The sequence below is a fragment of the Paracoccus sp. PAR01 genome (assembly GCF_014851995.1).
In the GTDB taxonomy this organism is placed as follows: Bacteria; Pseudomonadota; Alphaproteobacteria; order Rhodobacterales; family Rhodobacteraceae; genus Paracoccus; species Paracoccus litorisediminis.
Window position 1 is genome coordinate 145,494 of the sequence record NZ_JACVAW010000007.1, and the last position, 25,715, is coordinate 171,208.

Annotated in this window: 18 protein-coding genes and 1 pseudogene; 11 read left to right on the forward strand and 8 right to left on the reverse strand. The window is 62.4% G+C overall.

Annotated elements, in window-relative coordinates:
- Nucleotide 1: 1 nt before the first annotated feature.
- Nucleotides 2–1,144 carry an amine dehydrogenase large subunit gene (locus IB235_RS13230; protein WP_192337126.1) on the reverse strand — a complete coding sequence of 381 codons (1,143 nt, stop codon included), beginning with the start codon at nucleotides 1,142–1,144 and terminating at the stop codon, nucleotides 2–4.
- 285 nt (nucleotides 1,145–1,429) lie between these two features.
- On the opposite strand from IB235_RS13230, the gene IB235_RS13235 reads away from it, so the two are divergent.
- Nucleotides 1,430–2,200, forward strand: coding sequence for a FadR/GntR family transcriptional regulator (locus tag IB235_RS13235; protein ID WP_170297673.1), 771 nt, complete (start codon nucleotides 1,430–1,432; stop codon nucleotides 2,198–2,200).
- Here the strand turns inward: IB235_RS13235 and IB235_RS13240 are convergent.
- The 6 genes from IB235_RS13240 to IB235_RS13265 form a co-directional block, all read right to left on the reverse strand.
- Nucleotides 2,190–3,020, reverse strand: coding sequence for a carbohydrate ABC transporter permease (locus IB235_RS13240; protein ID WP_192337127.1), 831 nt, complete (start codon nucleotides 3,018–3,020; stop codon nucleotides 2,190–2,192). The two genes, IB235_RS13235 and IB235_RS13240, sit on opposite strands and share 11 nt — an antisense overlap.
- Nucleotides 3,017–3,901: a carbohydrate ABC transporter permease gene (locus tag IB235_RS13245; protein ID WP_192337128.1), complete on the reverse strand. Its 885-nt coding sequence runs from the start codon at nucleotides 3,899–3,901 to the stop codon at nucleotides 3,017–3,019. The genes IB235_RS13240 and IB235_RS13245 overlap by 4 nt, the downstream gene beginning before the upstream one ends.
- 60 nt (nucleotides 3,902–3,961) lie before the next feature.
- Nucleotides 3,962–5,242, reverse strand: a complete 1,281-nt coding sequence (locus IB235_RS13250; RefSeq protein ID WP_192337129.1) for an extracellular solute-binding protein — start codon at nucleotides 5,240–5,242, stop codon at nucleotides 3,962–3,964.
- Nucleotides 5,243–5,287: 45 nt separating this feature from the next.
- Nucleotides 5,288–6,355 carry an ABC transporter ATP-binding protein gene (locus tag IB235_RS13255; RefSeq protein WP_192337130.1) on the reverse strand — a complete coding sequence of 356 codons (1,068 nt, stop codon included), beginning with the start codon at nucleotides 6,353–6,355 and terminating at the stop codon, nucleotides 5,288–5,290.
- Between the two features lie 4 nt (nucleotides 6,356–6,359).
- The gene (locus IB235_RS13260; RefSeq protein ID WP_192337131.1) at nucleotides 6,360–7,859 is read right to left on the reverse strand and encodes an alpha-N-arabinofuranosidase; all 1,500 of its coding nucleotides are present in this window, start codon (nucleotides 7,857–7,859) and stop codon (nucleotides 6,360–6,362) included.
- A gap of 141 nt (nucleotides 7,860–8,000) precedes the next feature.
- Entirely contained in the window at nucleotides 8,001–9,722 is a 1,722-nt protein-coding gene (locus tag IB235_RS13265; protein WP_192337132.1) for an amidohydrolase, read from the reverse strand.
- Between the two features lie 492 nt (nucleotides 9,723–10,214).
- On the opposite strand from IB235_RS13265, the gene IB235_RS13270 reads away from it, so the two are divergent.
- From IB235_RS13270 to IB235_RS13310, 9 genes and pseudogenes are all read left to right on the forward strand, one after another.
- Nucleotides 10,215–11,318: a porin gene (locus tag IB235_RS13270; protein ID WP_192337133.1), complete on the forward strand. Its 1,104-nt coding sequence runs from the start codon at nucleotides 10,215–10,217 to the stop codon at nucleotides 11,316–11,318.
- 24 nt (nucleotides 11,319–11,342) lie between these two features.
- Complete coding sequence (locus IB235_RS13275; protein WP_192337134.1) at nucleotides 11,343–12,428, forward strand: AI-2E family transporter; 1,086 nt, start codon at nucleotides 11,343–11,345, stop codon at nucleotides 12,426–12,428.
- Between the two features lie 1,211 nt (nucleotides 12,429–13,639).
- Nucleotides 13,640–14,012, forward strand: a pseudogene (locus IB235_RS25140) (transposase); the annotation flags it as partial.
- 713 nt (nucleotides 14,013–14,725) lie between these two features.
- Nucleotides 14,726–16,138, forward strand: coding sequence for a DUF6212 domain-containing protein (locus IB235_RS13285; protein WP_155040365.1), 1,413 nt, complete (start codon nucleotides 14,726–14,728; stop codon nucleotides 16,136–16,138).
- On the forward strand, nucleotides 16,135–18,807 hold the full coding sequence (locus IB235_RS13290) for a glycosyltransferase (protein WP_192337136.1): 2,673 nt from the start codon (nucleotides 16,135–16,137) through the stop codon (nucleotides 18,805–18,807). Before IB235_RS13285 ends, IB235_RS13290 begins: the two co-directional genes overlap by 4 nt.
- Nucleotides 18,807–19,358 carry a hypothetical protein gene (locus tag IB235_RS13295; RefSeq protein ID WP_192337137.1) on the forward strand — a complete coding sequence of 184 codons (552 nt, stop codon included), beginning with the start codon at nucleotides 18,807–18,809 and terminating at the stop codon, nucleotides 19,356–19,358. Before IB235_RS13290 ends, IB235_RS13295 begins: the two co-directional genes overlap by 1 nt.
- 55 nt (nucleotides 19,359–19,413) lie before the next feature.
- Nucleotides 19,414–20,982, forward strand: a complete 1,569-nt coding sequence (locus IB235_RS13300; protein WP_192337138.1) for a hypothetical protein — start codon at nucleotides 19,414–19,416, stop codon at nucleotides 20,980–20,982.
- Nucleotides 20,979–22,238 (forward strand): glycosyltransferase, encoded by a 1,260-nt coding sequence (locus IB235_RS13305; RefSeq protein WP_192337139.1) that lies wholly within the window; start codon nucleotides 20,979–20,981, stop codon nucleotides 22,236–22,238. The genes IB235_RS13300 and IB235_RS13305 overlap by 4 nt, the downstream gene beginning before the upstream one ends.
- A gap of 77 nt (nucleotides 22,239–22,315) precedes the next feature.
- Nucleotides 22,316–23,509, forward strand: coding sequence for a polysaccharide pyruvyl transferase family protein (locus IB235_RS13310; RefSeq protein ID WP_192337140.1), 1,194 nt, complete (start codon nucleotides 22,316–22,318; stop codon nucleotides 23,507–23,509).
- A 412-nt stretch (nucleotides 23,510–23,921) separates the two neighbouring features.
- Here the strand turns inward: IB235_RS13310 and IB235_RS13315 are convergent, their stop codons facing one another.
- Nucleotides 23,922–24,524, reverse strand: a complete 603-nt coding sequence (locus IB235_RS13315) for a hypothetical protein (protein WP_192337141.1) — start codon at nucleotides 24,522–24,524, stop codon at nucleotides 23,922–23,924.
- Nucleotides 24,525–24,665: 141 nt separating this feature from the next.
- Here IB235_RS13315 and rsgA point away from each other — a divergent pair, with 141 nt between their 5' ends.
- Nucleotides 24,666–25,700 carry a ribosome small subunit-dependent GTPase A gene (gene rsgA, locus IB235_RS13320; protein ID WP_192337142.1) on the forward strand — a complete coding sequence of 345 codons (1,035 nt, stop codon included), beginning with the start codon at nucleotides 24,666–24,668 and terminating at the stop codon, nucleotides 25,698–25,700.
- Nucleotides 25,701–25,715 lie beyond the last annotated feature (15 nt).

Below are 25,715 nucleotides of genomic sequence, written 5' to 3' on the forward strand. Positions count from 1 at the left end.
ATCAGAAATCCGTGGTGATCAGCGCCGGGAAGCTCGACAGACCTTCGAACTCGCCAGCCTTGGTCAGCGTCACCTCGCCATCGGCCTCGGCATAGGCGTAGCGGGTCAGGTTGCCTTCCTCCGACGCAGCGAACAGAACGGGCGCGTCGCCCTTGCTGACCGCCAGCGTGTTTTCGTGATGCGCGGGCGAGCGGCCGACGACCTTCTTCGAGGCCAGATCCACGGTCCAGATTTCCTGCGCGGGGTCCTTGTGGCTGCCTTCCTTGGCGCCGGAATGCATCAGGATGAACAGCTTGCCGGTGGCGGCATTATAGGCGATGGCCTCGGACCCGCCCGGTGCCCATTTGCCGATGACGCCGTCGGTCAGCTTGACCGTCTCGGCCAGAACCGGGGCTTCGCCGCTGTCGTCGATGACATACAGGTTGCCGTTGAAGGACAGGTAGATCAGCTTGCCCTCGGCCCGGACCGGGTTGGCGAAAAGCGCGTCCGCGTCGGGATCAAAGATCTTGGCGGATTTCTTGGGCTCGGCAAAGCTGCCGTCAGCGGCCCAAGCGTAGCTGGCCAGCGTGCCGTCGCCGCAGATCGTGGTGAATTTCATGCCCGTCGCGGGGATGGCGGTCCAGCAACCCGGCGTCGGGATTTCGGCAATCGCCTTTTCCGCCTTGAGGTCGATGACCGAAACCGAGGTCGCGGGCGTCGCGTTCTGGGCCAGCAGATAGGCTTCGTCATCGCTGAGCGCGAACAGGCCGGGCTGGCTTTCGACATGGGCGAACTTGGCCGGGATTTCGAATTCACGCTTGCGCGACAGGGTGGCCAGATCCCATTCGTGCAGGATCACCGTGACCGGGCCATAGACGAAGCGCTGCATATAGACCGAGCCGGTATAAAGCGACTTGCCGTCGCGGCTCAGCACCATCTGGGCGGTGGTGCCGGGGCCCATGTTGCCCTTCATCTTCAGGCCCTCATCGGCACCCAGCACGTCGATCTTGCTGGGACCGTTCCATGACTGGTCAAGGACAAGGACGTTCGGCCCCTCGGCAATATGGGCTTCGACGCCCAGCTTTTCGGGCGTGAAGGTGTCTTGCGCAGCCGCAGGCAGGGCAAGGCTTGCCAGGATGAATGGCAGGACCGTGCAGGATCTCATTTACTGCTCCTAGAATTGACTATCTCGATCCAGAGCAGTCGCCCGTTCGATTTTCATCCATGGCGAGGGGGCAGAAGACGCAGAAAAACACGCCTGCCATACCAGATTGCAGCCTGCTGCCGGCAGTGGCGTGTGCTGCCACAGTTTTCGCCATCCCAAGATTGCCGGACGCCGCGCGGTGAAATCCGCTTGGTCGTGCGAAAACCGGGGGCGTCCACAGCGAATTGCCGCCGCAGTCGATTATTTTCGCTGAACTTTGCGCCGGGATCAGCTATCACAAGGGACATGAAAATCTCTGTGCATTCCGACGCCCCGCCCGTCTTTTCGACCCATTCGACGCGCCGCATCCATGGCTCGATCGCGGATTGGCTGGGCCGCCAGATCGTCTCGGGCGCGCTGGCCGTGGGTGAGCCGGTGCCGAAAGAGATGGAGTTCGGCGAACATGCCGGGGTCTCGCGCGGGGCTTACCGCGAGGCGCTGCGTCAGGTCGCGGGCAAGGGCATGCTGATCAGCCGCACCCGCAGCGGCACCCGTGTCGCCCCGCGCGAAAACTGGACGCTGCTGGACCCCGACGTGGTGCGCTGGTTCTTTGAATCGGGCACGCCGCCCGACTGGTTCATCACCTCACTTTACGAATTGCGCGCCATGGTCGAACCACCTGCCGCAGCGCTGGCGGCGGGACGGCGGACCGAACAGGATCTGGCGACGTTCCGCACCGCGCTGCATGCCATGCGGACCTGCGACATGACGGAAACAAGCTGGCATCAGGCCGATGCCAGCTTTCACCGCTCACTTTTGCGCAGTTCGCACAATCCCATTCTGGCAACGCTTGAGGCTGGAATTTGTGCGGCGGTGGCCTTCACCACCGCCTTCCGTTACCGCGACATGCCCAATCCCCACACCCGCAATCCGGTCGAGGAGCATGCCGCCGTCTTTGAGCGGATCGAGGCCCGCGACGCCGAGGGGGCGCAGCGCCTGATGGCCGAACTGGCCGATACGGCGCTGCTGGATACCTCGGGGCGGACCGTATTCGACCTGCGCCAGCTTACCCCTTGACGCCCGACGAGATCATCACCGCCTCGGTCACCCGCTTCTGGAAAATCAGATAGGCGATGGCGACCGGGGCCGCGCCCAGCAGCGCCACCGACATCAGCCGCGCATAGGCCACGCCAAAGGCGTCGTTCACCTGCGTCAGCCCGACAGGAATGGTCATCATGTCCTCGGTCGTGATGACAAGGAACGGCCACAGAAAGGCGTTCCACGAGGAAATGAAGGTGATGATGGCCAGCGCCGTGGTGATGCCCCAGTTCAGCGGCAGATAGACCTTGAACAGCATGGTGTAATCGCTGCCGCCATCCAGCACGACTGCCTCTTTCATTTCCTTGGGCACGGCGTCGAAGAACTGTTTGTAGACGATGATCACCACCGGCACGACCAGCTGCGGCAGGATGATCCCGCCCCATTTGTTGATCAGGCCCAGATCGTTCATCAGCATGAATTGCGGCACCACCAGCACCTGCGCCGGCACCATGAAACTGCCCAGCACGACGCCGTAAAGCAGCCGCCGCCCCGGAAAGTTCATCTGGCTGATGGCATAGGCGCACATCATCCCGGTCAGCAGCACGATGGCGGTGATGATCAGGGATGTCCCGATCGAGTTCACATACCAATGCACCAGGCTCGAATTGAACAGCGCGTCGTGATAGGCGCTCAGATTGAATTCATCGGGCAACAGCCCGGCCTGATCCGACACGACCCGGTTTTCCGTGCGGATCGAGGTCACGAAGGCCCAATACAGTGGAAAGATCCAGATCGCGCCCGCGACCAGCGTCAGCGCGGTCAGCGCCGCGTTCTCGATGCGTTTTTGAGCGGTCATTTGCGCCCCCTGATGCGCAGAAGCTGATATTGCAGGACCGAGACCGTCACGATCAGCAGGAACACGACCAGCGAGATCGCCGCCGCATAGCCGCCGTTGTTCTGCTGGAACGCCTCGCGATAGACCATCAGCAGCAGGACATAGCTGGAATTGAACGGCCCGCCTTCGGACAGCAGGTAGACCTGATCGAACAGCTTCAGTTGCAGGATCAGTTGCAGCGTCAGCACCAGCGCCACGACCGGCCATAGCAGCGGCCAGGTGATGCGGGCGAATTGCTGACGGCGGTTCGCCCCGTCCAGCGCCGAGGCCTCGTACAGGTCCTGCGGGATATTGCGCAGCCCAGCCAGAAGCAGCAGCACGTTGAAGCCGTTGGTCCACCAGATCGTCACCAGCGCGACCATCGGCATGACCCAATGCGGGTTCTTGAAGACCGGGATGGGCTTGCCGGCGATCAGTTCAAGCACCGGTTGCAGCACGCCGAACTGGAAATCCAGCATCCATGCCCAGATCTGGGTCACGACCGAGACCGGCAGGATATAGGGCAGAAAGAACAGCGCCAGCGCCAAGGCCTGCAAGCGCCCCGACAGACGCTGCACCATCAGCGCGATGCCAAGCGCGATGGCGGTGGTCGGAATCACTGTAAGAAGGACGAAATAGCCGTTGTTCTTCAATGATGTATAAAACAGCTTGTCGGACAGAAGCTCGCGGTAGTTCTGCAGGCCCACCCATTCGCCGCCGCCGATCAGCGTGGCATTGGTGAAGCTTAGCCGGATGACCTCGACGATCGGATAGGCAAAGACCAGCGAAAAGATCGCGACAAAGGGCAGGATCAGGGAATAGGCGACAAGCCGGTGGCGTCGCTGGTTGCGTATCATCGCCATGAAGGGTCCTTTCCGAAGGCGCGCGGCCCCCGGAGCGATGTCCGGGGGCCGCGAGTGTCGTTACTTCATCGCCTTTTCCAGCTCGGCGCGCAGCTGGTCGACGGCGTCAGTGGCGGGCATATAGCCGTGGATCGCCGGCGCGATGATATTGACCGCCGCGTCATAGGTGGGCGAGGCCACGCCCGCGACCGGGCTGCGCGGATCATAAGTGGCGCGGTCGGCCAGGCCCGCATAGTTGGAATTGGGCTTCATCGCCGCAAATTCCGGCGAGGTCGCCACCGGCTTATAGGCCGGGATATGGCCCGCCGCCGCCCAGTCCAGCGAATGCTTCTCCATCCAGCCGATCAGCTTCATCACGGCCTCGCGCTTTTCCGGGGCCATTTCGGCTTTGCCCTGGATCGGCACGGCCCAGCCATGGCTGTCGGCCCAGTTGGTGTGCTTCTCCAGCAGGGTCGGGATCTCGGCGACGCCCCATTCAAAGCCCAGCTCATTCTTGGCCGACAGATCGACCATGGTGGGAACCTCCCACGCGCCATTGAAGAAGAAGGCCGACTTGCCCGAGGTGAACAGCGCGACCGAAGCCTCGTAAAGCGCCTGTTCCGGCTGCCAGCCATTTTCGGCCCATTTGGTCATGATCTCGACGGCGCGCACGGCCTTGTCGGCGCTGTCGCCGGGCAGGACCTGCCCATCGGCCGAGATCAGCTCTCCGCCCTGTTGGGCCAGCAGGGTGTAGAAGACGCGATAGACCCCGCCATCGTCACCGGTTGCGTAGGAAATCGGCGCGGTCGAGCCATTGGCCTTGGCGGCGGCAAGGGCGGCCTCGAACTTCTCGAGCGAGTCGATGCCGGTCAGGTTGCCCTCGGCATCAAGGAAGGGCGTCCCCTTCAGCAGGTTCTTGTTATAGAACAGAACCGTCGAATGGATGTCGAACGGCACGGCGTAAAGCGTGCCATCCGGACCCTTGGCAGCTTCCAGCGCAGGAGTGTAGAAATCGTCCTTCGCCAGACCCGCTACCTGCAGGTCGGCGTCGGTGATCGGGGTCAGGATGCCTTCCTTCAACCCCATCGGCAGCCGGGACAGGTGATAGGTCATCACATCCGGGCCTTGCCCCACGGCGGCCGAGGTCCGCACCTTGGTATAGAAGGGTGTACCCCATTCCAGCGTGGTCGCATTGACCTTGATGTCGGGGTTTTCGTCGTTGAACTGCTGGATCAGCGCCTTCATCCGCGCGCCGTCGCCGCCGGCGAAGAAATCCCACCAGGTGATCGTCTGCTGCTGCGCCATGACCGGCATCGCACCCGACAGCAGTGCCGCCATGGCCAGCGAGGTAAACAGTTTCATTTTTCTTCCCTCCTCCATTGGCCGGACCTCCCAGTCCGGTTCAAATCAGCGCAGCCGAAGCCCCTCGGGTGCGAAGCAGTAGATCTGTGACGGATCGGCCGAGAGGCGGACCCGCTGCCCGTCCAGCCGGTCGCGCAGCCCACGCCGCTCGAACACGATGTCCGCGCCCGAATTCAGGCGGCAATGCACATAGGCGTTGCCGCCCAGTTCCTCGGCCATCTCGACAGTGACCGGAATCCCGCTTTCGGCCGGGGCCAGATGTTCGGGACGGACGCCAAGAATGACCGTGGTGCCCAAGGCGGGAGGTTCCGTAAGGTGTGCTTCCAGCGCACCTTCCTCGCTTGCCACCAGAATGCCCTGCGCGCTGTGCCCGGTCACGGTCCCGCTCAGGAAGTTCATCGACGGCGAGCCGATGAATCCCGCGACAAAGCGGTTGTCCGGATCGTCATATAGTCGCAGTGGAGCGCCAGATTGCTGCACGACGCCGCCCTTCAGCACGAAGATGTCGTCGGCCAGCGTCATCGCTTCGACCTGATCATGGGTCACATAGATCATGGTCGCGCCGATCTGGTTGTGCAGGCGCGACAGCTCCAGCCGCATCTGCACGCGCAGTTCCGCGTCCAAGTTGGACAGCGGTTCATCGAACAGGAAGACCTCGGGTTCGCGCACGATGGCGCGGCCGATGGCGACACGCTGGCGCTGCCCGCCCGAAAGTTGGGCGGGGCGTTTCTCCAGATGATCGGTCAGTTGCAGGATGCGGGCGGCCTCGCGCACCTTCTCCTCGCGTTCGGCCCGCGATTTCTTGGCCAGACGCAGGGAAAAGGCCATGTTCTCGGCCACGGACAGATGCGGGTAAAGCGCGTAGGACTGAAAGACCATGGCGACCCCGCGCCGCGAAGGCTCGACCGCGGTGACATCGCGGCCACCGATCTCGATCGCGCCCGAGGTCGTGTCCTCAAGCCCGGCGATCATCCGCAGCAGCGTGGACTTGCCGCAACCCGAAGGGCCGACAAAGACGCCGAACTCACCCTTCTGCACGGTCAGCGACACGTCCTTGATGATGTCGACCGCGCCGAAGGATTTCCGCACATTGCGCAGGACCACGCCCGACATCGGCTCAGACCTTCAGCCGGACGACGTGATAGGACAGGGGGGCCAACTTGCCGCCCAGTGTCCCGTCGTCGACCGCCAGCCCCTTGCCGTCGGCGGGGGCAATCGGCTCGGCATCCGGGCCGTTCGTCGCCATCAGGTCATGACCCTCGATCACCTTGTGGAACTCGATCGAGGCATCCTTGTAGCCGGTCAGCGACAGGCGCAGGTCCAGTGTCTCGGTCAGGTGGCGGTTGACGATGAACACCGTCACCGTGCCATCATTCGTAACTGCGCTGATGTCCAGGAAATCGACATCCGAGGCGACCTCGCAATCGTATTTCGGCCCATCCACCGCGACCCGCAGCGCGGTGCCACGCCCGTAAAGCGAGGCCAGCTGATAGGGCCAGTAGATCGATTGCCGCCAGGCCTTGCCGCCCCTGTCGGCGCGGATCGGGGCGATCACGTTCACCAGCTGCGCGATGCAGGCGATCTTGACCCTGTCCGAGCGACGGATGAATTCGTTCAGCAGGCCCGCGACGAACAGCGTGTCCTCGAAGGTGTAGTTTTCCTCCAGCAGATCGGGGGCCTCGGGCCAGTCCCATGTCCGCCAGCGCCGAGAGTCCTCTTCGCGGCGATGATACCAGACGTTCCATTCGTCAAAGCAGATATGGACGTCGTTCTTGGCCCGCTTCTTGGCCTTGACGAAATCAATGACGCCGCCAATCGCGTTGATATAGCGGCCGGTCTCTTCGATCTTGCCAAAGAAGTTCAGCGTATCGCGCGAGGAATTGCCGAAGTATTTGTGTAGTGAGATGTAATCGACATGCTCATAGCATTCTTCCAGCACCGAGCGTTCCCATTCGGGATAGGTCGGCATCTGGTCGTTGGACGATCCGCAGACGATCAGCTCGGCATCCGGCGTCATCGCACGCAGGGCTTTCGCGGTCTCATCCGCCAGACGGCCATATTCGCGGGCGGGCTTGGCACCGATCTGCCACGGGCCGTCCATCTCATTGCCCAAGCACCACATCTTGACGTTGTAGGGCTTTTCCACCCCGTGGCTGCGGCGCAGATCCGACCAATAGGTACCACCGGGATGGTTCACATATTCCATGAAGTTGCGGGCTTCCTCGATCCCGCGCGAACCAAGGTTGACCGCCAGCATCATGTCGATGCCCAGATCATTGGCCCAGGTGGCGAATTCGTTGATCCCGACCTGATTGGTCTCTTTGCTGCGCCATGCAAGGTCAAGGCGCACCGGGCGGTCCGCCTTGGGGCCGATCCCGTCTTCCCAGTTATAGGCCGAGACGAAATTGCCGCCCGGATAGCGGATCGCCGGGATTTTCAGATCGCGGACGAACTGCGCCACATCGCGGCGGAAACCATGCTGGTCGGCCTGCGGATGTCCCGGCTCATAGATGCCGGAATAGATGGCGCGGCCCATATGTTCGATGAAAGCCGCATAAAGCCGGTCATCAATGTTGGAAATCGCGAAATCGCGATGGATGGCGGCGTTAACCCGCATGCTCACTCCCCCTCTATTTGTCCTACAAATAGAAAGCGGCCCGAGCGCTGTCAAAGGGAATCTGACGATGAGGAAAAAGAAGCGGCCGGCACGATCATGGATCGGCCGGCCGTCAGTGGAATTTACAGTTTGATTAGATAGTTAGCGGCTATATGCGATCTCGCCGCCGATGATGGTTTGATCGACCTTGGTGGCGTGGACATCGCGCAGCGGGACCTCGAAGGGATCTTTTTCGACCACGATCATGTCGGCGGCTTTGCCGACCTCAAGGCTGCCGGTCAGGTTCGACAGGCCTTTGCCGCGCGAGGCACGGATCGTGTAAAGATCAATGGCTTCCTCCAGCGTCACCGCGCCAGCGGCTGCGAATTTCTCGGCGCTGCCGCCCTCGACCTCGCGCGTCACCATGGTCTCGATGCCGATCCACGGGTTGACCGAGGGGATCACCGGCCAGTCCGAGCCGGGAATGACCAGCGCGCCGGTATCGATCAGCGCGCGCACCGGCCAGGACTGGTTGGCGCGATCAGGGCCGACCGCCGTCATGATGCTTTCATTGATCGGGGCAGGGGCGAACAAATAGGGCGAGACATCGAAGGTTGCGCCCATGGCCTTGGCGCGGGCCATATCCTCGGGCTTGACCAGATTGCTATGGGCCACGTCATGCAGCGTGCCGCCAAAGCCGTTCGCTTGGCGCGCCGCCTCGATGGCATTCAGCGCGGCCCGGACCGAGCCGTCGCCCGCTGCGTGCATCTTGACCTTCAGCCCCATCGCGTCGAAGCGCTTGACCAGCGCGGTCAGCTCATCTTGCTCGATCAGCAGCATCCCATGCGTCCCGGCATGGTCATGGGCTTTCGGATCGGCATCGGCATAGGGTTCCAGCATGGCGGCGGTGTGACCCTCGGTCGGCACGCCGTCGAGGAACAGCTTGACGCAATTGGGCGAAACCTTGTCGCGGGCATAGCGGTTGCGATGCGCCAGCAGCGCGTCCGAGGCTGCGGCCTCGGCGGGATGCCAGTTCAGGCAAAGCTGCGCGCGCTGCTTCAGCACGCCGCTATCGGCGGCTTCGGCCCAGGCGGCAAGCTCGGCCTCGCCACGCTCGGACCCGGCCGAGGCTTCGGTGAACGAGGTGATGCCATAGGACAGCATCTCGTTCAGCGACCATTTCAGCGCGGCGGCCAGTTCTTCGCTGTTCGGTGCCGGAACCAGACGGTCGACCAGATAGCCCGCGCGTTCCAGCAACATGCCGGTAGGCTCGCCATCGGCGTCGCGCTCGATGATGCCGTCCTCGGGGTTCGGCGTGTCCTTGGCATAGCCCGCCAGTTCCAGCGCCTTCGAGTTGACCCAGCGGTTATGGCCGCTGGTGTCGCGCAGCACCACCGGGTTGTTCGGCGCGACGCTGTCCAGATGCGCCCGCGTTGGTTTCTCGCCAAGCGCGGGTTCGTTCCAATAGCCGCCGACGATCCATTCGCCTTCCTTGCGGGTCTTGGCGCAATCGGCAACGGCCTTCAGCACGGTTTCCACCGTCGCATCGGGGGCGAAATTGCAGTTCCGACTTTCGATCCCGGCAGAGAGCGAATGGACATGCATGTCATGCAGGCCCGGCATCACCGTGCGACCGTTGAGTTCGATGACCTTGGTCGCGGCTCCGATCACGGGCGCGATTTCGGCATCGTCCCCGATGGCCATGATCTGGCCACGCGCATCGACGGCAATGGCCTGTTCGACACCGGCGGGGGTGTGGACGCGTCCACCCTTCAGGACCAAAGCCGCTTCCTCGGCTGCCATGGCAGCCAGCGGCGCAAAGCCAATGACCGCGCCCATGGCCGAAGTCAAAAATGCGGCCCGAAGGCGGGATGGCGAGATCATGGATAATTTCCCTGAAGATGACGTTTTGACGACATGAATGCCGATCCTTGGGCCAGCCGTCTTGGACTGCTGCGTCACTGCCTTGGCTCCATGCGCCATCCGGATGGAATGGAACGGCGCCGTGCCGCAGCGTCATGCGGCCTACCCTGCAAACGGGTCCATATCGGAAGGGGTGTGCTTCGGCGGTTACAGCCGGGCGTGACCTTTTTCCAAACGCATCACACGCTGATTTTCGCACTATATTCAGGTATCATAGGAGGCGGCACCAAACGTCAGCCCGGAATCCACAACTCAGGCGTGGCACCGCAAGCTGACCGTGGCTCACAGAAACGACACGCGCATATCCGGTCCCTTCGACCCGGCGACAGCCAAGGCCCGGACCGTCCTTGTTCAGAAGTTCCTCATGTTGCGAGGGAAGCCGTGATTTCACCTTGCAGGGGCAGGGGATGCCCGCCCTCGGCAAGGCGATGACATCAGAAACGGAGAACAGTGATGCAGAAGAAGCTTCTTATACTTGCTCCGGGTCTCTGCCTTGCCGCGCTGCCGGGCTGGGCCGAGGACCTGACCTTCACCCATCCCTCGGGCGCGACCGCGACCTTCTATGGCCAGTTGAACCTGACCTATCAGCGCGTCGATGATGGCGAGGAGTCCTTTGACGATTTCGTCGACAACGGCAACTCGGTCAGCCGTCTGGGCTTCTGGGTCGACGTGCCGATGGGTGAAAACAAGCTGCGCTTCAATTTTGAAACCGGGCTGGGCTTCAAAACCACCTCGGATACCAACCAGATCGACGATCCCGACTGGATCGACTGGCAAAGGACCGATCTGCGGAAATTCGAGGCGGTCTATATTGCGAACTTCGGCTCGGTCTGGATTGGTCAGGGCAGCATGGCCACCGATGGCGTGGCCGAGATCGACAATTCCGGCACCAGCGTTGTCGGCTACGCCAACCTGCCCGATACCGCCGGTGGCTATGAATTCCGCGATGGCGATACCCTGTCGGGCATCTCGATCGGGGACACCTTCAAGGATTTCGACGGCTCGCGGCGTTTCCGCGTCCGTTATGACACACCCGAGTTTTCCGGCTTCACCTTCTCGGCCGCCTATGGCGAGGAAATTCTGGCCGAGGATGACGACGCCACCTACTACGACGTGGCTCTGCGCTATGCCTATGACACCGACGTCTACAAGGCCGCTGCCGGGATCGGCTATGCGTGGAAAAGCGACGATGACGACGATACCGAACAGCTGGTCGCCTCGACCTCGATCCAGCATCTGCCGACGGGCCTTAGCGCGACGCTGGCCGCCGGGGACGGACGGGATGACAATGGCAGCTATGGCTACATCAAGCTGGGCTGGGCGGGCGACCTGATCGATTACGGCAGCACCGCCGTGTCCATCGATTATTTCGACGGCTCTGACTACGTGATTTCGGGGTCGGATTCGAAATCCTGGGGCATTCAGGCCGTGCAGAAGTTCGACGATTACAATCTCGAGGCCTATCTGGGCTATCGCGAATACCAATTCGACGACGATACCGGCGCAGACTATCAGGATATCAGCGCGTTGCTGCTGGGAACGCGTTGGAAATTCTAAACGCGCCCCACAAGGAGACGCCGGTTGGACAACCCAAAGGACAGGCCGGAGCAGTTTGACGCGCGGGTGACCGATCTGGTCATCCGCTTGGTCCTGCTGGGGTTTTTCACCATACTGGCGCTGGCGATGCTGCGGCCATTTCTGCCGATCATCATCTGGGCGATCGTGCTGGCAGTGGCGCTGGCCCCCTTGCATGTATGGCTGGCTCGGCTGCTGGGCGGCAGGCGCAAGCTGGCGGCGATCCTGCTGACTCTGGCCGCTTTGGCCATGGTCCTGGGGCCGGTCGCCGCGCTGATGGGCAGCCTGTTCGAGACCGTCCACAAACTGGTCGAGGGCTTCCGCACCGGCAGCCTGCACCTGCCTAAACCGCCGCAACGGTTGCTGGACCTGCCGCTGATCGGCGCGCAGATCCGCGAGTTCTGGGGCCATGCCTCAACCGGCCTCGAAACCTTCCTGGTCCGCTATCGCGAATTCATCGCGCCGTTTGGTGCAAGGGCGATTGGCCGGGTATCCGAGCTCAGCTTCGATCTGATCAAGTTCATCATCTCAATCGTGATGGCCGGGCTGCTGCTGGTTCCCGGCCCCGAACTGGCGATCTGGGGACGACGCGTGGCGCGCCGCCTTGTCGCCCCGCGTGGCGACAAGTTCGTCGATCTGGCTACAGTGACAGTTCGCAACGTCTCGCGCGGGGTGGTCGGGGTGGCGATGGTGCAGGCCAGCCTTATCGGGCTGGTGTTGCAACTGGCGGGGCTGCCCAGTGCCGGGCTTCTGGCGCTGGTGATCCTGATCCTGTGCATCCTGCAGCTTGGCCCGGCGCTGGTCGTGCTGCCACTGCTGATCTGGGCATGGTTTTCGTTCACGACGGGACATGCGCTGCTGTTGACCGTCATCCTGCTGCCGCTGACCTTTCTGGACAATGTGCTCAAGCCGATGCTGATGGGCCGAGGCCTGTCCACGCCGACATTCGTCATTTTTCTGGGGTTGGTCGGCGGCACGCTCAGCTTTGGCCTGACCGGGCTGTTTCTGGGTCCGGTGGTACTCGCGGTCTTCCACGACCTGTTGATGACCTGGCTGCAATATGAGCCAGAGGATGGGACAACCACACATTAAATGACTTTTGAGTGGCGATTTTCACAACTAACGCATTGATATTTATAATACTGCATTCAACATAATTTATTTTTTCTCCACATTTCAAATGCCTACCAAAAGGGTGGCCACAAAACGAAAGAAGCCGCCCGAAGGGCGGTCTTCAAGTGATGTAGCTCGTCAGTGGGTCGGACAGACTTGCCAGCAGCCGGCATGCGGAAAATATCGGTTGCGACCGTTCTCAGATTAGCGTTGCAGCCTGATAAGTCGGATATTCAGGCTTTGGCAGAAGTCACTTGATAGACGCCCCTTGGTGCCGCGATGCTGCGGTCTGCAGGCAACGCAATATGCCCCGCCGAGCATAGTTCTCGCTTCGATTGCATTCGAACGCGGCTTTCGAATGCCTCGGGGGACTGTCCCGCGGTTCGAGCGGGCCGCGTCGCGACGTCTATCGAGTCTACGCTGAAGTTCGCGCTGGACGATCTGATGGGTTGCGTTCATCACGCCGACGAACTCAACATTCTGACCTGACCGCTCGCTGTGATCCTGACAGCAGAGATCGAGGCGACGTCCCGTTCTGTCTCAGATTGGTCGTCGAAGTGACCCCGCTGCCGAACTCGGCGATAATTCCCAGCATTTCAGCTGCGCGGATGGCTGCATCAAGGGCTTGAGTATCGAGCCATGCCAACCCTTGGTGTCGCCCGAGCCGCCGGATGACGTAGTTCTGAAGGAGCGACACCGGTCGTTTCTTTAAACTGGAGGCCATCATCCGAAGCTCGCCACAACCATCAGTAAATTCCTCAGTGAGATTCCCGGGCGCATTGAGGCCGCCCGCGCCTTTCGCCGCGTGATGAGCGACAAGCTGTGCCGGAAGCAGGTCCGAACTGTTGCGATCCACCAGATCAGCAGATCGCAGCGCTGCCGAGTAACCCGACGCGTCATCGTCTGCCAAGCATAGAGGGCAGACACGGCTTGGTTGGGCCGACGCAGGTTGCATCGTAATCTCTTTTAGCCAACCTTCGCCATGCGCCAATCCGACCGATCGAGGGTGTTGTTAAAAATGTCCTTCGGCGATTCACCGTTAAGTTGGCGGAGATGGCCAATTTCATATGGGTCACCGGCGCGAAAGGTTTCCGGCTCGATGTTGAAGTCGAGCAGAAAGGGTTCCAGCGGGTCCCGGATGTGAAACGCTGTAAGGCGTGTGGCCCATGAGACTGAGGTTTCCCCACAACGATACCAAGCTACACGCCGTCACCCACGCCGAGGGGGCCTCAGTCTGGTTCTTCATATCTGCCGACCTGGTTGGCGACGACACCGGCGCGGAGATTCCTCTGGAAGCGTGCCGAAGGCAGATTAGTTCTTGGCAGATCGTGGTTATCACACCGAATGACCGCGGAAAGCCTTGAAAGAAAAAGAGAAAAGTTTGCATCCCCGATCCGAAAATCCCGCAAGAAACCCTTGAAATATGACAAACGACTCTACAAAAGGCGCAGCCGGATCGAGATCATGTTCGGTCGCTTGAAGGACTGGCGACAGATCGCCACCCGCGACGATCAATCGTTTTCAGCCGTCCCCCTCGCTGCCACCCTCATGTTCTGGCTCTGAAATTCAATGAATCTGAAGCCTTGCCAAAAGCGTGGAAACGCCCTGCCAATTCCGCGCGATGGCCGCGATTTTCAAAGCGTTTCCGGTGCGGGGGGAATTAATTGGACCGGGGCGGCTTCAGAATCTGGCCCCGGTCTGACCATGGTGCCCGTGCGGGTGATGGAGGGGGCGCTCGGGGAACCAAAAGCCCGTTTAAGCGGCTCAATTTGACGCCCGGCGACTGCAACGACGCGCAAAGGCGGCTGCTCTGGCCACACATTCCGCAACCTTACTGCACCGCGCTGTCCTTTGTCGTACTCGCACAGAAAGTCGGCAACAATCATGGGCTTCACCAAGACGCGCCGCCTGCGAGCCGTCTTGCCATGGCTCCTTTTCGGCCAAAGGACCGGACCGAGCCGCGCCAACCTAGCATATGCTCCACGCTCCGGAAGCCGCTGACGCTTATTTCGACAGGCAGGAAAAACTTTTTTTGCTTATATTTTAGCTTTTTAATTTTGATCATCACATCTTCGGTCGCTCGCCTCTAGCGCGATGTTAACTTTCTCGGTAGGGGGAGGGGGTCAAGCTATCCCGATTGTCCAGCTAGACCGTGTCATACGACCAGGGAAAGTTGTCATATCCCTGTCGTCCTAAGCGTCCATATGTAAGAGGTCGACGACCTCGTTTATTAGTATGTTGTTTTTAATGGAATATATTATGCACAGAGAGTTGGAATGCCTACGTTCATCGTCGATAGCCATGCGCTGGATCTTGCTCGTGGCCTTCTGCCCGAAAACGTCGAGATTGCAGCGCTCGATCTGAAGCGCGATCAGGAACAAATTGCGTACCCGGCCAGCGGTGCGGTGACCGGTGCAATCGCACTGGCCGGAAACACGGAAAAGTTGCGCGCGGCCTTGGCCGATGGGCCTTTTGCCAAGCTTGGGTTGGTGGAACTCGACCCCGCCCAGCCCGATCTGGCGTCAGGAGCATTGCTACGGCTGCTGATGAACGAATTGACCGCCTCGCATCGCGAGGTCGGCGAGGCGCGGTCGATTGCCGCGCAGCTGCGCTCGGAGAGCATCGGCGTCAAGACGCGCCTGCGCGAGATCGAGAACCTGCTTTACAGCCTGGGCAACCCGCAGCTGTCCAATGCTCTGGCCTGGCAACCGACCGGCAGCATGCTGGTGTTGGCCAAGGGGCAATCGGCTTTTCAGGTTCTGCCGATCAATGCGGTCAGCCTAACCGCTGTCGATCTGTGGTTCCCGCATCTTGTCCTGCCTGTGATCGATGAGCTTGAGGTCACGCTTGAGGATGCCGCAGGCCAGATCTACCCGATGCAGGCCGTCAGTCCCGACATGGGGATCGAAACCGGCTGGATGCGCTTCGCTCTGCCCGAGCCGATTGCGGGCGCAGGCCGGGACTGCCGTCTGCGGCTTGTCTGGACCGGCAGCGGCACCATCACCCTTGGGTTGGGGCAACCCGTCCCGGATTATCGTTTCCGGGCCACGCTGAACTCCGGGACTTCGCCCGATTCAACGCTTGCGATCCGGGTCTGGCAGTCACTTGGCGGCGTGCGCCTGCCCAGCTGTGCCCCCGCCTATTCAAGGGGCCGCGGCCTGTCCATCCGCGAGGCCGAGTTCGTCGGGCCTTCGGCATTGCCAGTGCCCGAGCTATTCGCCCTGCCGATGATGGCAGCGGATCATGTTTCAACGGCTTTCTGGGAAAACGAGGATGCAATCCTTGTCCACCCGTCGCGCAGCGGGCCGGCCTGCGCGATCATCCGTGGCGTCGAATTGGCGGGATTGTCGCATATTTCGGCGCTGGTGACCGTGGGCCATGTCCGCGCGCCCAGCCTGAACTTTGCCGTCGGCGTCGCCCCGCACGGGCTGGTCGACGAGGACGGTTTCTGGCAGCGACGCATGGGGTCGTGGGTGACGGGCATGCCGCCCCGCGGCTGGGGGCAGGCGCATTGCATCCCGGTCGAGCCGATCACCGGCAAGGCCGATATCCTGCTGGCGGTCTCGCTGGCGACCGATGTGCCGAATGATCTGAGCTGGGGTCTGTTCCGGGGCTTCCGCTTTTCACGCGGCGACCAGGCAAGCGCCTGGCAGCAGCAGGCAACTCCAGCCTATGCGGGGCAAGCATGAGCCGCGGCAAACGCACTCTCAGTTCGGTCAGTGCGGCGGGCAGCCGCAAGGGAACGGCCATCAGCGTGGTCATCCCGATCAAGGGCCATCCGGTGCTGCTCGACGATGCTATCGCATCGGTGCAGCGTGATATTCAGGCCGGAACCATCCAGCGGCTGATCGTCGTGAACGACGGATGCAGCTATGCCGAAACGCTGGAGAGTCTGGCCGCCTGGCAGGCCTTGCTGGGCAAGGGGATGCAGGTTCTTCACTGTCGTAACGCCGGACTGAGCGCGGCCCGCAATCGTGGGATTGACGCCGCGCTGAAGGCCGATCCCAAGCTGGACGCGGTTTTCCTGCTGGATGCTGACAATATCCTGGCGCCGGACGCCGGAGAGGCCATGCGTCGGCTGCTCAAGAGCCACCCGCAGGCCGACTGGTTCTATCCCGATTTCGATTTCTTCGGGCAGAATGGCCACTATATTACGGACCGCAATCACGAGCTGCTGTTTCACGCCCAGATCAACATCTGCGAGGCGGGCAGCCTGATCCGCCGCCGGGTCTTCGATGCGGGCATCCGTTTCGACGAAGATATGAAGCGCGGCTACGAGGATTGGGATTTCTGGCTTTCGGCGGCGCGGGCCGGGTTCAGCGGCCAGTCCGCGGCCCAGCCCCTGCTGCTTTACCGCAAGCGCCCCGTCAGCATGCTGAGCAACTCGCATGATGCCGATGCCGATCTGCGCCGCTATCTGGAACAGAAACATGCGTGGCTGTTCAACACCCCGAAGCTGCTTGCACTCGAGGCCGCGCGTTTCCCGCGCTTCGCGGTGATCGAGGGCCACGGAAGCACCGTCCGACTGCAGACCGATCCCGACCAGAGCCGCGAGATCACCCCGCAAGAGCTTGAGCGCCAGATCATGGCGCATTTCGCCGAGCCTTTTGCCAATCACGCGCCCGCCTACCTGGTCTTCCTGCGTGAGGGCGTCTCGGCCCGGCTGCTGGAAAATCGGCTGCTGCACAGCTTCTTCTGGAATGCCGAGCGTCGCTGGGCGAGGGCCGAGAAGCGGCCCAGCTTCGATCTGTTCTATCTGGAGACCTCGGCCAGCGGCCATCGGATCAGCAATGACCGCGGCACCCCCGACCGTCTGGCGGACGGGATCGTGATCGACCTGAATGCGGTCTATGACCTGTTCATGAGCTCGGACGAAGAGGCGCTGCGGCGCATCGATCAGACCTCCTCGGGCTTCCGCGTGCGCAGCTGGTCGATGTCGCTTGAGCATATGGCGCGGCTCGATCTCAAGTCCGCGAGCGGGCCAGAACTGTTGCGCAGCTTCATTCTGCAGCTCAGCCGCAGCCGGTTCCGCAATGCGCTGGGGCAGCGCTGGGAATGGCGCGAGCAGGGCGGTGCCATTGATCGCGGCACGGCGGTCCAGATCCCGCGCAAGATCTCGGGCGGGGGCGTGGTCTTTCCGCTGCTCAAGCGGCCCGGCATACGCGACATCGCCTTTGTCTTGCCCATCTTCGATTTCGGTGGCGTCGAAAAGGTCGTGGCCTCGATGGCCCGCGAACTGGCGCAGAACGGCTATCGCTGCCATCTGGTCGTGGTCAGCGACCGGCCGATCCATCCTGATGGCTGGGCGTTGCAGGCGTTCACCACCGTGAACTGGATGCCCGATCCCAGCGCCATCGACTGGACCGGCACCGAGTTCCTGGGGACCTCCGAGCCCAGCTGGGGCAATGGGGATGAAAAAGCCGATCTGATGGGGCTGCTCTCGTCGATGGATGTGGTGATCAACGCCCATTCCGGCGCGCTGCACAAGGTGGCCGACCACTTGCGCCGCCGCGGGATCACGATGATCGATCACGAACACCTGCTGGAACGCAGCACCTATGGCCGAAGCTATGGTCCGCCGAAACTGGCCCTGGCCTATGAATATGCCTATGACCTGATCATCACCTGCTCCGAGGCGCTGCGGATCTGGATGCATGGCCACGGCATCCCGCGCGAGAAGCTGATGGCGGTGGTCAATGCGCCGGGCTATCCGCTGCCCGCTGGCACCGCCCGCACGGTCATGGCGGATCGCGCCAAGCGTGATCCCGAGGCCCCGCTTCGCGTCCTGTTCATGGGCCGGCTAGACCCGCAAAAAGGCGTGCACCGCCTGTCGGCGATCTATCACGGGCTGGCGCTGCATGCGCCTCAGATCAGCCTGACCATCGCCGGCGGCTCGGTCGTCGATACGGCCGAGGCCGATTTCTCATTCCCGCATGAGACCCAGATGCTGGGTCCGGTACGTGGTCAGGAGGCGCTGACCCGGCTGCTGGCCGCGACGGACGTGATGGTTCTGCCCTCGCATTACGAGGGCCTGCCGCTGTCCGTTCTGGAAGCCCAGCGTTGCGGGGTCGTGGTGCTGGCCACGGATGTCGGTGCCATGGATGAGGCGATCCAGCATGGCAGCACGGGATTCGTCCTGCCCGAGATCGGATGCGAAGACAGCTTTGTCCATATGATCATGACCCTGGACGAGGACCGGTCCCTTCTGGGGCAGGTCTCGCAGAATGCCTCACGCATGGCGCGCGATTGGTCACTGGCCGTCGCACCCTTGCTGGCCTGGTTGAAAAGGCAGGAGGGCGGTTTGACCGCCGAGAGGGACGAGATGGGAGAATTTGATGTTTGCAGGAGTAAGATGTAATGACCCTTTATGAAGCCGCGATGCGAAACTTCCAGGCGGCCGCAGATATTCTGGAAGCACTTCAATCCACACGTCTCGACCTGGTCGGCGAGGCCCGCAGCGGCCTGATCGGTCGGCCCCGTCTGGCCCTGAGCGGGGGCTACAACGACGTGACGCCGACATTCGGTGCCTGCCTGCCGACCAATGGCCGGGCAGAATTGCTGATCGCCGACAGCGGCGCCGGGGTCGAGCTGCGCTGCACCGGCATCGACTGGCTTACCCTTGAGGGAACGCTGGCCGAGCCGGTCCCCGCCGAGCTTTGCTACATCGAAATGCAGGTCACCTCTGATCGGCCGCAGATCGCAGACGTCTTCCTGCGCGAGTTCATCGAAGACGGGTCGGTGCGCGACTCGGGCCATCTGGAATGCCATCTGGATCTGGACGCGGTCTCGGTCTGCAAGCTGCCGTTGCCCGAGATCGAGGATGACGTCACCAGCCGCCGCGTGATCATTCACCTGCGTCAGCCTGCGGCGCGCCTCATCCTCGACCGTCTCGCCATCACCCTGACCTGACCGGTCCGATGCCGACAGCGACAAAGACCTTCTGCAACGCGAAAGGCTTTCAGCCATGCAGATGAACTTGGATTTCTGCTTCATAGACGATGCACGCATCGTGGCGGTCGCGGGCTGGACCACCCAGCCCCGGCCCCATCTGCGCCTGCATGTCGATGACAAGGTCCTGACCCCGATCGCGGTCACGCGGCATGTCCGCCGCGATCTGCGCAGCAATGAGCCGATGGGACTGGTCGCGCTTTTCGACCTGTCCCAGCTAAGCGGGGGAAACGGCTTCGAAGAAGCCAGCATCCACTTGGCCGACGGCTATGACTTCACCGAGATCCGCCATCCTCGGCTGATCGAAGATGCGTCCCATCTGGTCGAAGTCGGCGTGGACGAAGTGTTCTTTGCGCTATTGCGCCTGATCGCCCAACGGCGATTGGTGCTGTCCGATAAACAGCTCGGGCGCGATATCTGCGCTCGCCTGCGCGTGGCCCCCTCGGCCGCGCGCGAAACCGACAAGCATGTTCTGGCGATCGATCGTTGCCAGATGACCGCATCCGGGCAGGGCGCGGTCATCGGCTGGTTCCTGCCGGCAAACGCCTCGGTCGAGCCGCTTTGCGCGCTTGCCATCGAGGACGAAACGATTGTGCCCGTCGATATGTTGCCCGGCAGCATGGCGCGCGCCGATCTGTCTGCCTACGCGCCGCGCTATCGTTTCAGCGGCCATGACGGTTATTGCGGTGGCTGGCGATTCCCCAGCCCTCCCTCGGGCGCGGCGCGCCTGCTGCTGATGGTTCCCGGCGAGGATTTCCTGCCCGGCGTTCTGGTCCCGATCGAAACCGTCCCTGCCGCCGATCTGGCCCAGCATGTGACGCTGGCCACGCTGGGAATCGACGACATTTCCGATCGCGATCGGCTGCGCCGCGCAATGCTGCCTCATATGCTGTCCATGCCGCGTCCGACTGAGACGGAGGACGACAAACCGGGCGACGGCGAGACCCTGCTGATCCTTGACCATGATCTGGCCGACGGCGATCTGCGCGACGTGCTGCGCCGCATCGGGCCGCATCTTCCCGGCCGGTTGAGCCTGCAACTGTTGCGCCCGCGCCTGACCGGCGTGTTGCAGAACGCCATCAACGGCGCTGCGCGCGAGATCTCCGCCGGGTTGGACCTGCAGGAGGTTTCGCTGAACATCGCCCGGCCGGAGGTGATGCCCGACCGCGTCGTCTTTGCGCGCAGTTCGGTGCTGTTCCAGTTCGACCTGAAACCGATCTTCGCCCGCGAACCCGTATGCGCGCGCGTCACCTTGCTGGACCCGATCGGCACGGTTCTGGCAACCCGCACCGCTCAGGCCGAGCGCTTTGCCCGCGATCTGCTGCCCTTCGCCCTGTCGATGCCCGCTTCGCAGTTCTTCGCGCAGTTGGATCAGGTCCCGGAATGCTTCCTGACCGAAGAGGCGCGCTTGCGTCTGCTGGCCGAGGCGCTGGTCCTGCAGGGCGCGGCCGAGCTCTCCCGCGCTGATATCTATCGCTATTTCGAGGGAAAATCGGGCCCGCATTGCGAAAACTTCGTCGATGGCCGTGACTGGCATGCCTTCGACGCCCATAGCCGCCAGCTGATCGAGGAGGCCAGCGCATGAGCCGCACGGTCATCGTGTCCCATTCACATCCGAACCTGCGCTATGGTGGGGGCGAGGTTGCAGCCTATCGTCAGTTCGAACACCTGCTGGCGCAGGACGAGGATGTCATTTTCGTCGGCTCGACCATTGGTCCCGAGGACAGCGCCAAGTTCTTCGGGCCCAGCCAGCAGGTCCTGAGCTTCGGTCCGCGCGATTTCTGTCTGCGCGGGCGTGGCATGGATTCCTTTACCATGGAACATGCCGAGGTCCGGGACGAGGACTGGATCTTCGAGTTTCTGCTGGCGCTGCAGGGCGATGTCTATCATTTCCACCACTTCTGGAACATCGGCGCGGGCACCATCCGCCGCCTGCGTGCGGCGCTGCCGAAGGCGAAGTTCATCTGCACGCTGCATGAACTGACCGCGATCTGCGCCAACCACGGCCAGATGGTGAAGCGTTCCGGCGAGCTTTGTTACGCGTCCAGCGAGGTTGCCTGCGCCGCCTGTGTCGCGCGTCCGCCGATCGATTTCGTCCTGCGCAAGACGCGCATGCTGGAGATGCTGGGCCTGTTCAACCACCTGCTTTCGCCCAGTGAATTCCTGCGCGAACGCTTCGAGGATTGGGGCGTGCCCAAGGGCCGGATCGCTGTGATCGAGAACGGTCTGGACCACCATGCCAGCTTCCGTCCCGAAACCGAGGCCGAGCTTCTTGCCAAATCCGGTCGCTTCGCCTTCTTCGGGCAGGCGACGCCGACCAAGGGTCTGGATGTCCTGATCCGCGCGGCCGCACTGATCGAGGCACGGGACGAGGCCCCGGAATTGCCACTGAGCATCGAGATCCACGGCGTGGACAAGGACAGTTTCACCCGTATGTGGCCCGATCTGGAAATTCCCGATTGCATCCACTTCCGCGGCCGCTACCGCCCGCAGGATTGCGTCGACATCATGCGTGGCTATGGCTGGATCATCATTCCCTCGGTCTGGTGGGAAAACTCGCCGGTGGTGATCCAGGAGGCCCGCGCCGCAGGTACGCCCATGATCGCCTCGGACATTGGCGGCATGGCGGAAAAGACCGCAGGCTGGGGCCTGCAGTTCCGTGTCGGTGACCCGGCCGCTTTGGCCTCGGCCATCATGTCGGTCCATGGCCAGCCGGATACGCTGCTGGTCCACAAGTCCCGCATCACACCACCGCTTGGACTGGAGGAATTCGCCGCAGAGTGGATGGAAGCGTGCGAGTTGCGCAAGTCAGTCAAAGCAAGAAAGCTCGTCGGGGCCTGAAATCTTTCGGGCCCCACGGCAGCAAAACCCTCAAAGAAGTTAGCGCTCACAGCACTTAGTAAAAGGAATGCAGGTTCATGAAGATCGGACTACTCTGGGAAAGCAAGGATTGCGGTCTCTACTCGAACGCCGCCTTTGACACGCTTTATCGGCAGATTGGCCATAACAACGGCAATCTGGCATTCGTGCATGCTGTGCGTAGCCAGATCCAGGCAGAGATCCAGTACTATCCCTGGCATGTCAGCCCGAAAGTGCTGAATGAAAACGTCGATTTCGTGGTCATTCCCTGTGCGAACCAGCTGGGTCAGCATACCGATCTGGGCGGGCTGGCGAAAAATCTGGCGCAGGTGAACAAGCCGATCGTCGCAATCGGTCTTGGCGCTCAGGCGAAGGGTTTCGACTCGGACGTCGAACTGACCGAGGGGACGCGCGCCTGGCTGGACGTGCTGATCGAGAATGGCCAGCGCTTCGGCATCCAGAACATCTATACGCGGGGGCCGTACACCTCGGAGCAGATCCTGAAGCTGACCGGGGCGCAGACGGTGGCGAATGGCTGCCCGTCGCATTTCATCAACCCCCGCGCCGATCTGGGCAAGCGCATCGAGGCGAACTGGAACGCCAATCCCCTGCCGCAGCGGATTGCCGTCGCCGGTGGTCACGAAGCCTGGCGCAACACGCGCGAGATCGAGCAACAGCTTATCTCGATGATGATGGACCCGCAGTTCCCGGGCGTCTACATCGTCCAGTCCATGGGCAACATGATCAAGATCTCGCGCGGGTTGTTCGACGAGATCGAGCCCGAGGCGCTGGACCGTATCCACAAGCATACGGTTCCGCATTACTCACTCGACCAGTTCAAGGCCTGGGCGCTGAACTATGCGCGCTCCTACTACGACGTCGCGACCTGGATGGACGAGCTGCGCCGCCACGATCTGCTGATCGGTCCGCGCTTCCATGGTGCGCAGCTGGCCATCCAGGCCGAGCGCATGGCCTGCACGATCACCATCGACACCCGCACCGAGGAAATGTGCCGCGAAACCGGCATTCCCTTCCTGCGCGCCGGTGATCTGAAGGAGCCGCTGACCCGCACGCGCCTGCGGCAACTGATCAAGTTCGACGGTGCCGCCTATGACCAGCATCGCGCGATGAAATGCGCGCGCTATGTCGAATTCCTGCGGGGAACTGGCCTGAAACCGGCGGATTACCTGCTGGAAATCAGTGCAGGTGCGGGCAACGCCGACGCTCCGCAGCTTGTCGAGGCTGAAGGCTGAGCACCTGCGTCAGGCATGGGATCACCCGGCGCGCCATGACCGGAAAAGGCGTGTCATGAGGCTAAGCCTCATGCACGTCTACCTATGGCGTGGCCGCAGATCTGACACATAAGCCAAAGTCCGGCGCAGATCAGCTGCGCCGGGCCAAAGCAGGATCGCGGTCTCATCCTGGCACCAGTCTTGTCGAGGCGAGGCCGCGCTTCACTCCATCAAACGGCAATTCGCGGATGCCCTGATGTGACAGGACGCGCAAGATGCCGCGAACCGCTGTTTTCAGCCTGAACCGCCGCAGATGGCGAGTTCCAGCCGGACAAGACGTCCGGGGCCTGTCTTCCAAATGAAATGCAGCGTTAGCGTGGCCGCGATCGTGTCGGGGCTTGGGCCACAAGCTGCTCGGGATCGCCGTCTGGCGCTATTCCGGATCGCCTTGCCGGTTGCCCGCGCTGTCCAGCCACCAGCAGGTCACCTTACCTTCGGGGCGGAACCGGTCGCTTTCCGCGATGGGCGGATAGGTCAGGGTCCGGTGGCAGGTAAAGCCAGCGATCTCGATCTCGCCGTAAGCACCGTGGCCAAGACGGGCCGACATCACCTTGTCGATCAGCCAAGGGCTCAGCTCCTCGGGGCGGGCGCTGGCGGGGTCGGCGATGATCTCGGTCAGACGCAGGCGCTGGGCGTCCTCGGATGCCCAGATCCGGGCGACCTCGGCTCGGAATTCGTCTTCCGTGGCGATATAGGCGTCCAGCGCTGGCAGCGGCTTGATGCCCGGTTTTTTCAGCTTGAGATGCCCGCCCTGATAAAGCGCTTTCAGCACGCGCGCTCCGATGGGCGAGGTCAGCTGCACGGTTGCATCATGAAAGGCCAACTCCCTGTCCTCGGCCGAGAGCCGCAGCGTCGCCGGGCGGCCTTCCTGCACCGCGCGTCGCAGCGCCGCCAAGGCCGGGGTGCGATGCACATGCGGGATCAGGTCGATGATCGACAGGGCCGGCTTCATGCGGGCCCGGATATCCCATAGCATGATGTCGGCTCCTTTGCTCACGGCAGGGTGGCGGTGCTCATAGCGCTGCTTGCCATCCGCGTCCACCCGGGCGTGCATTGTTTGCGAATGCAGACCTGACAGATCTTGCATCACCCGGCGCGGGCGCGCATGCAACGGAACATGAGCATTGTCCCACACCAGCCTGCACCGAACCTGTCCGACCTTGGCTGGACGGACTTCTTTGACGACCAGTTGACTGCCGAGGAGACAGGACTTGCGCGCATGCGCGTCGCCACCGTCCATCGCGCAAGGATGACGGCAGAATCGGGGCAAGGCCCGGTGCGGCTGCAGCTTCCGCCCCAGACCAATACCTCGGATTATGCGGTAGGGGACTGGGTGCTGGTCGAGCCCGACTCGGGCCTGCTGACCCGCAGGCTTGACCGCAACACCCTGCTGCAGCGGCGCATCGAAGGCGGGCGCGCCCCGCAATTGATCGCCGCGAATGTGGACACCCTGTTCATCGTGACCTCCTGCAATGACGATCTGAACCCGGCGCGGCTGGAACGCTATCTGGTGCTGGCGAATGAGGCCGGGACCGTGCCGGTGATTGTCCTGACCAAGGCGGATCAGGTGGCGGATGCCCGACCCTATCTGGACCGGGTGTCGGGATTGCAGCGCGGTTTGCAGGCGGTGGCGCTGAACGCCAAGTCGCCCGAGGCGGCTAAGACGCTGGCTCCATGGTGCGGTGCCGGGCAGACCGTGGCGCTTGTCGGTTCGTCCGGGGTGGGGAAGTCCTCGCTGTTGAACACGCTCGCCGCAAAGCTGCCCGAGGATGCGCAACTGACCGGCAGCATCCGCGAAGACGACGCCAAGGGGCGGCACACCACTACCTCGCGCTCGCTGCACCGGATTTGCGGGGGTGGTTGGGTGATCGACACGCCGGGGATGCGCGCGCTGCATGTCAGCGACATCTCGGTCGGGTTGGACCTGCTGTTTGCCGAGATCGCCGAGCTGGCCCCCGGCTGCCGGTTCCGCGACTGCACCCATGCCCATGAACCGGGATGTGCGGTTCAGGCGGCTGTGGTCGCTGGCGCGCTGGACCCTGCGCGGCTTGCACGCTGGCGCAAGCTGCAGGAGGAGAACCTTGACAATACTCCGGTCCAGTCCGGCCCGCGCGGCAACAAGACCACCAAACCCCATGGCAAACGCCGCTGACGGGTGCATTTGCTT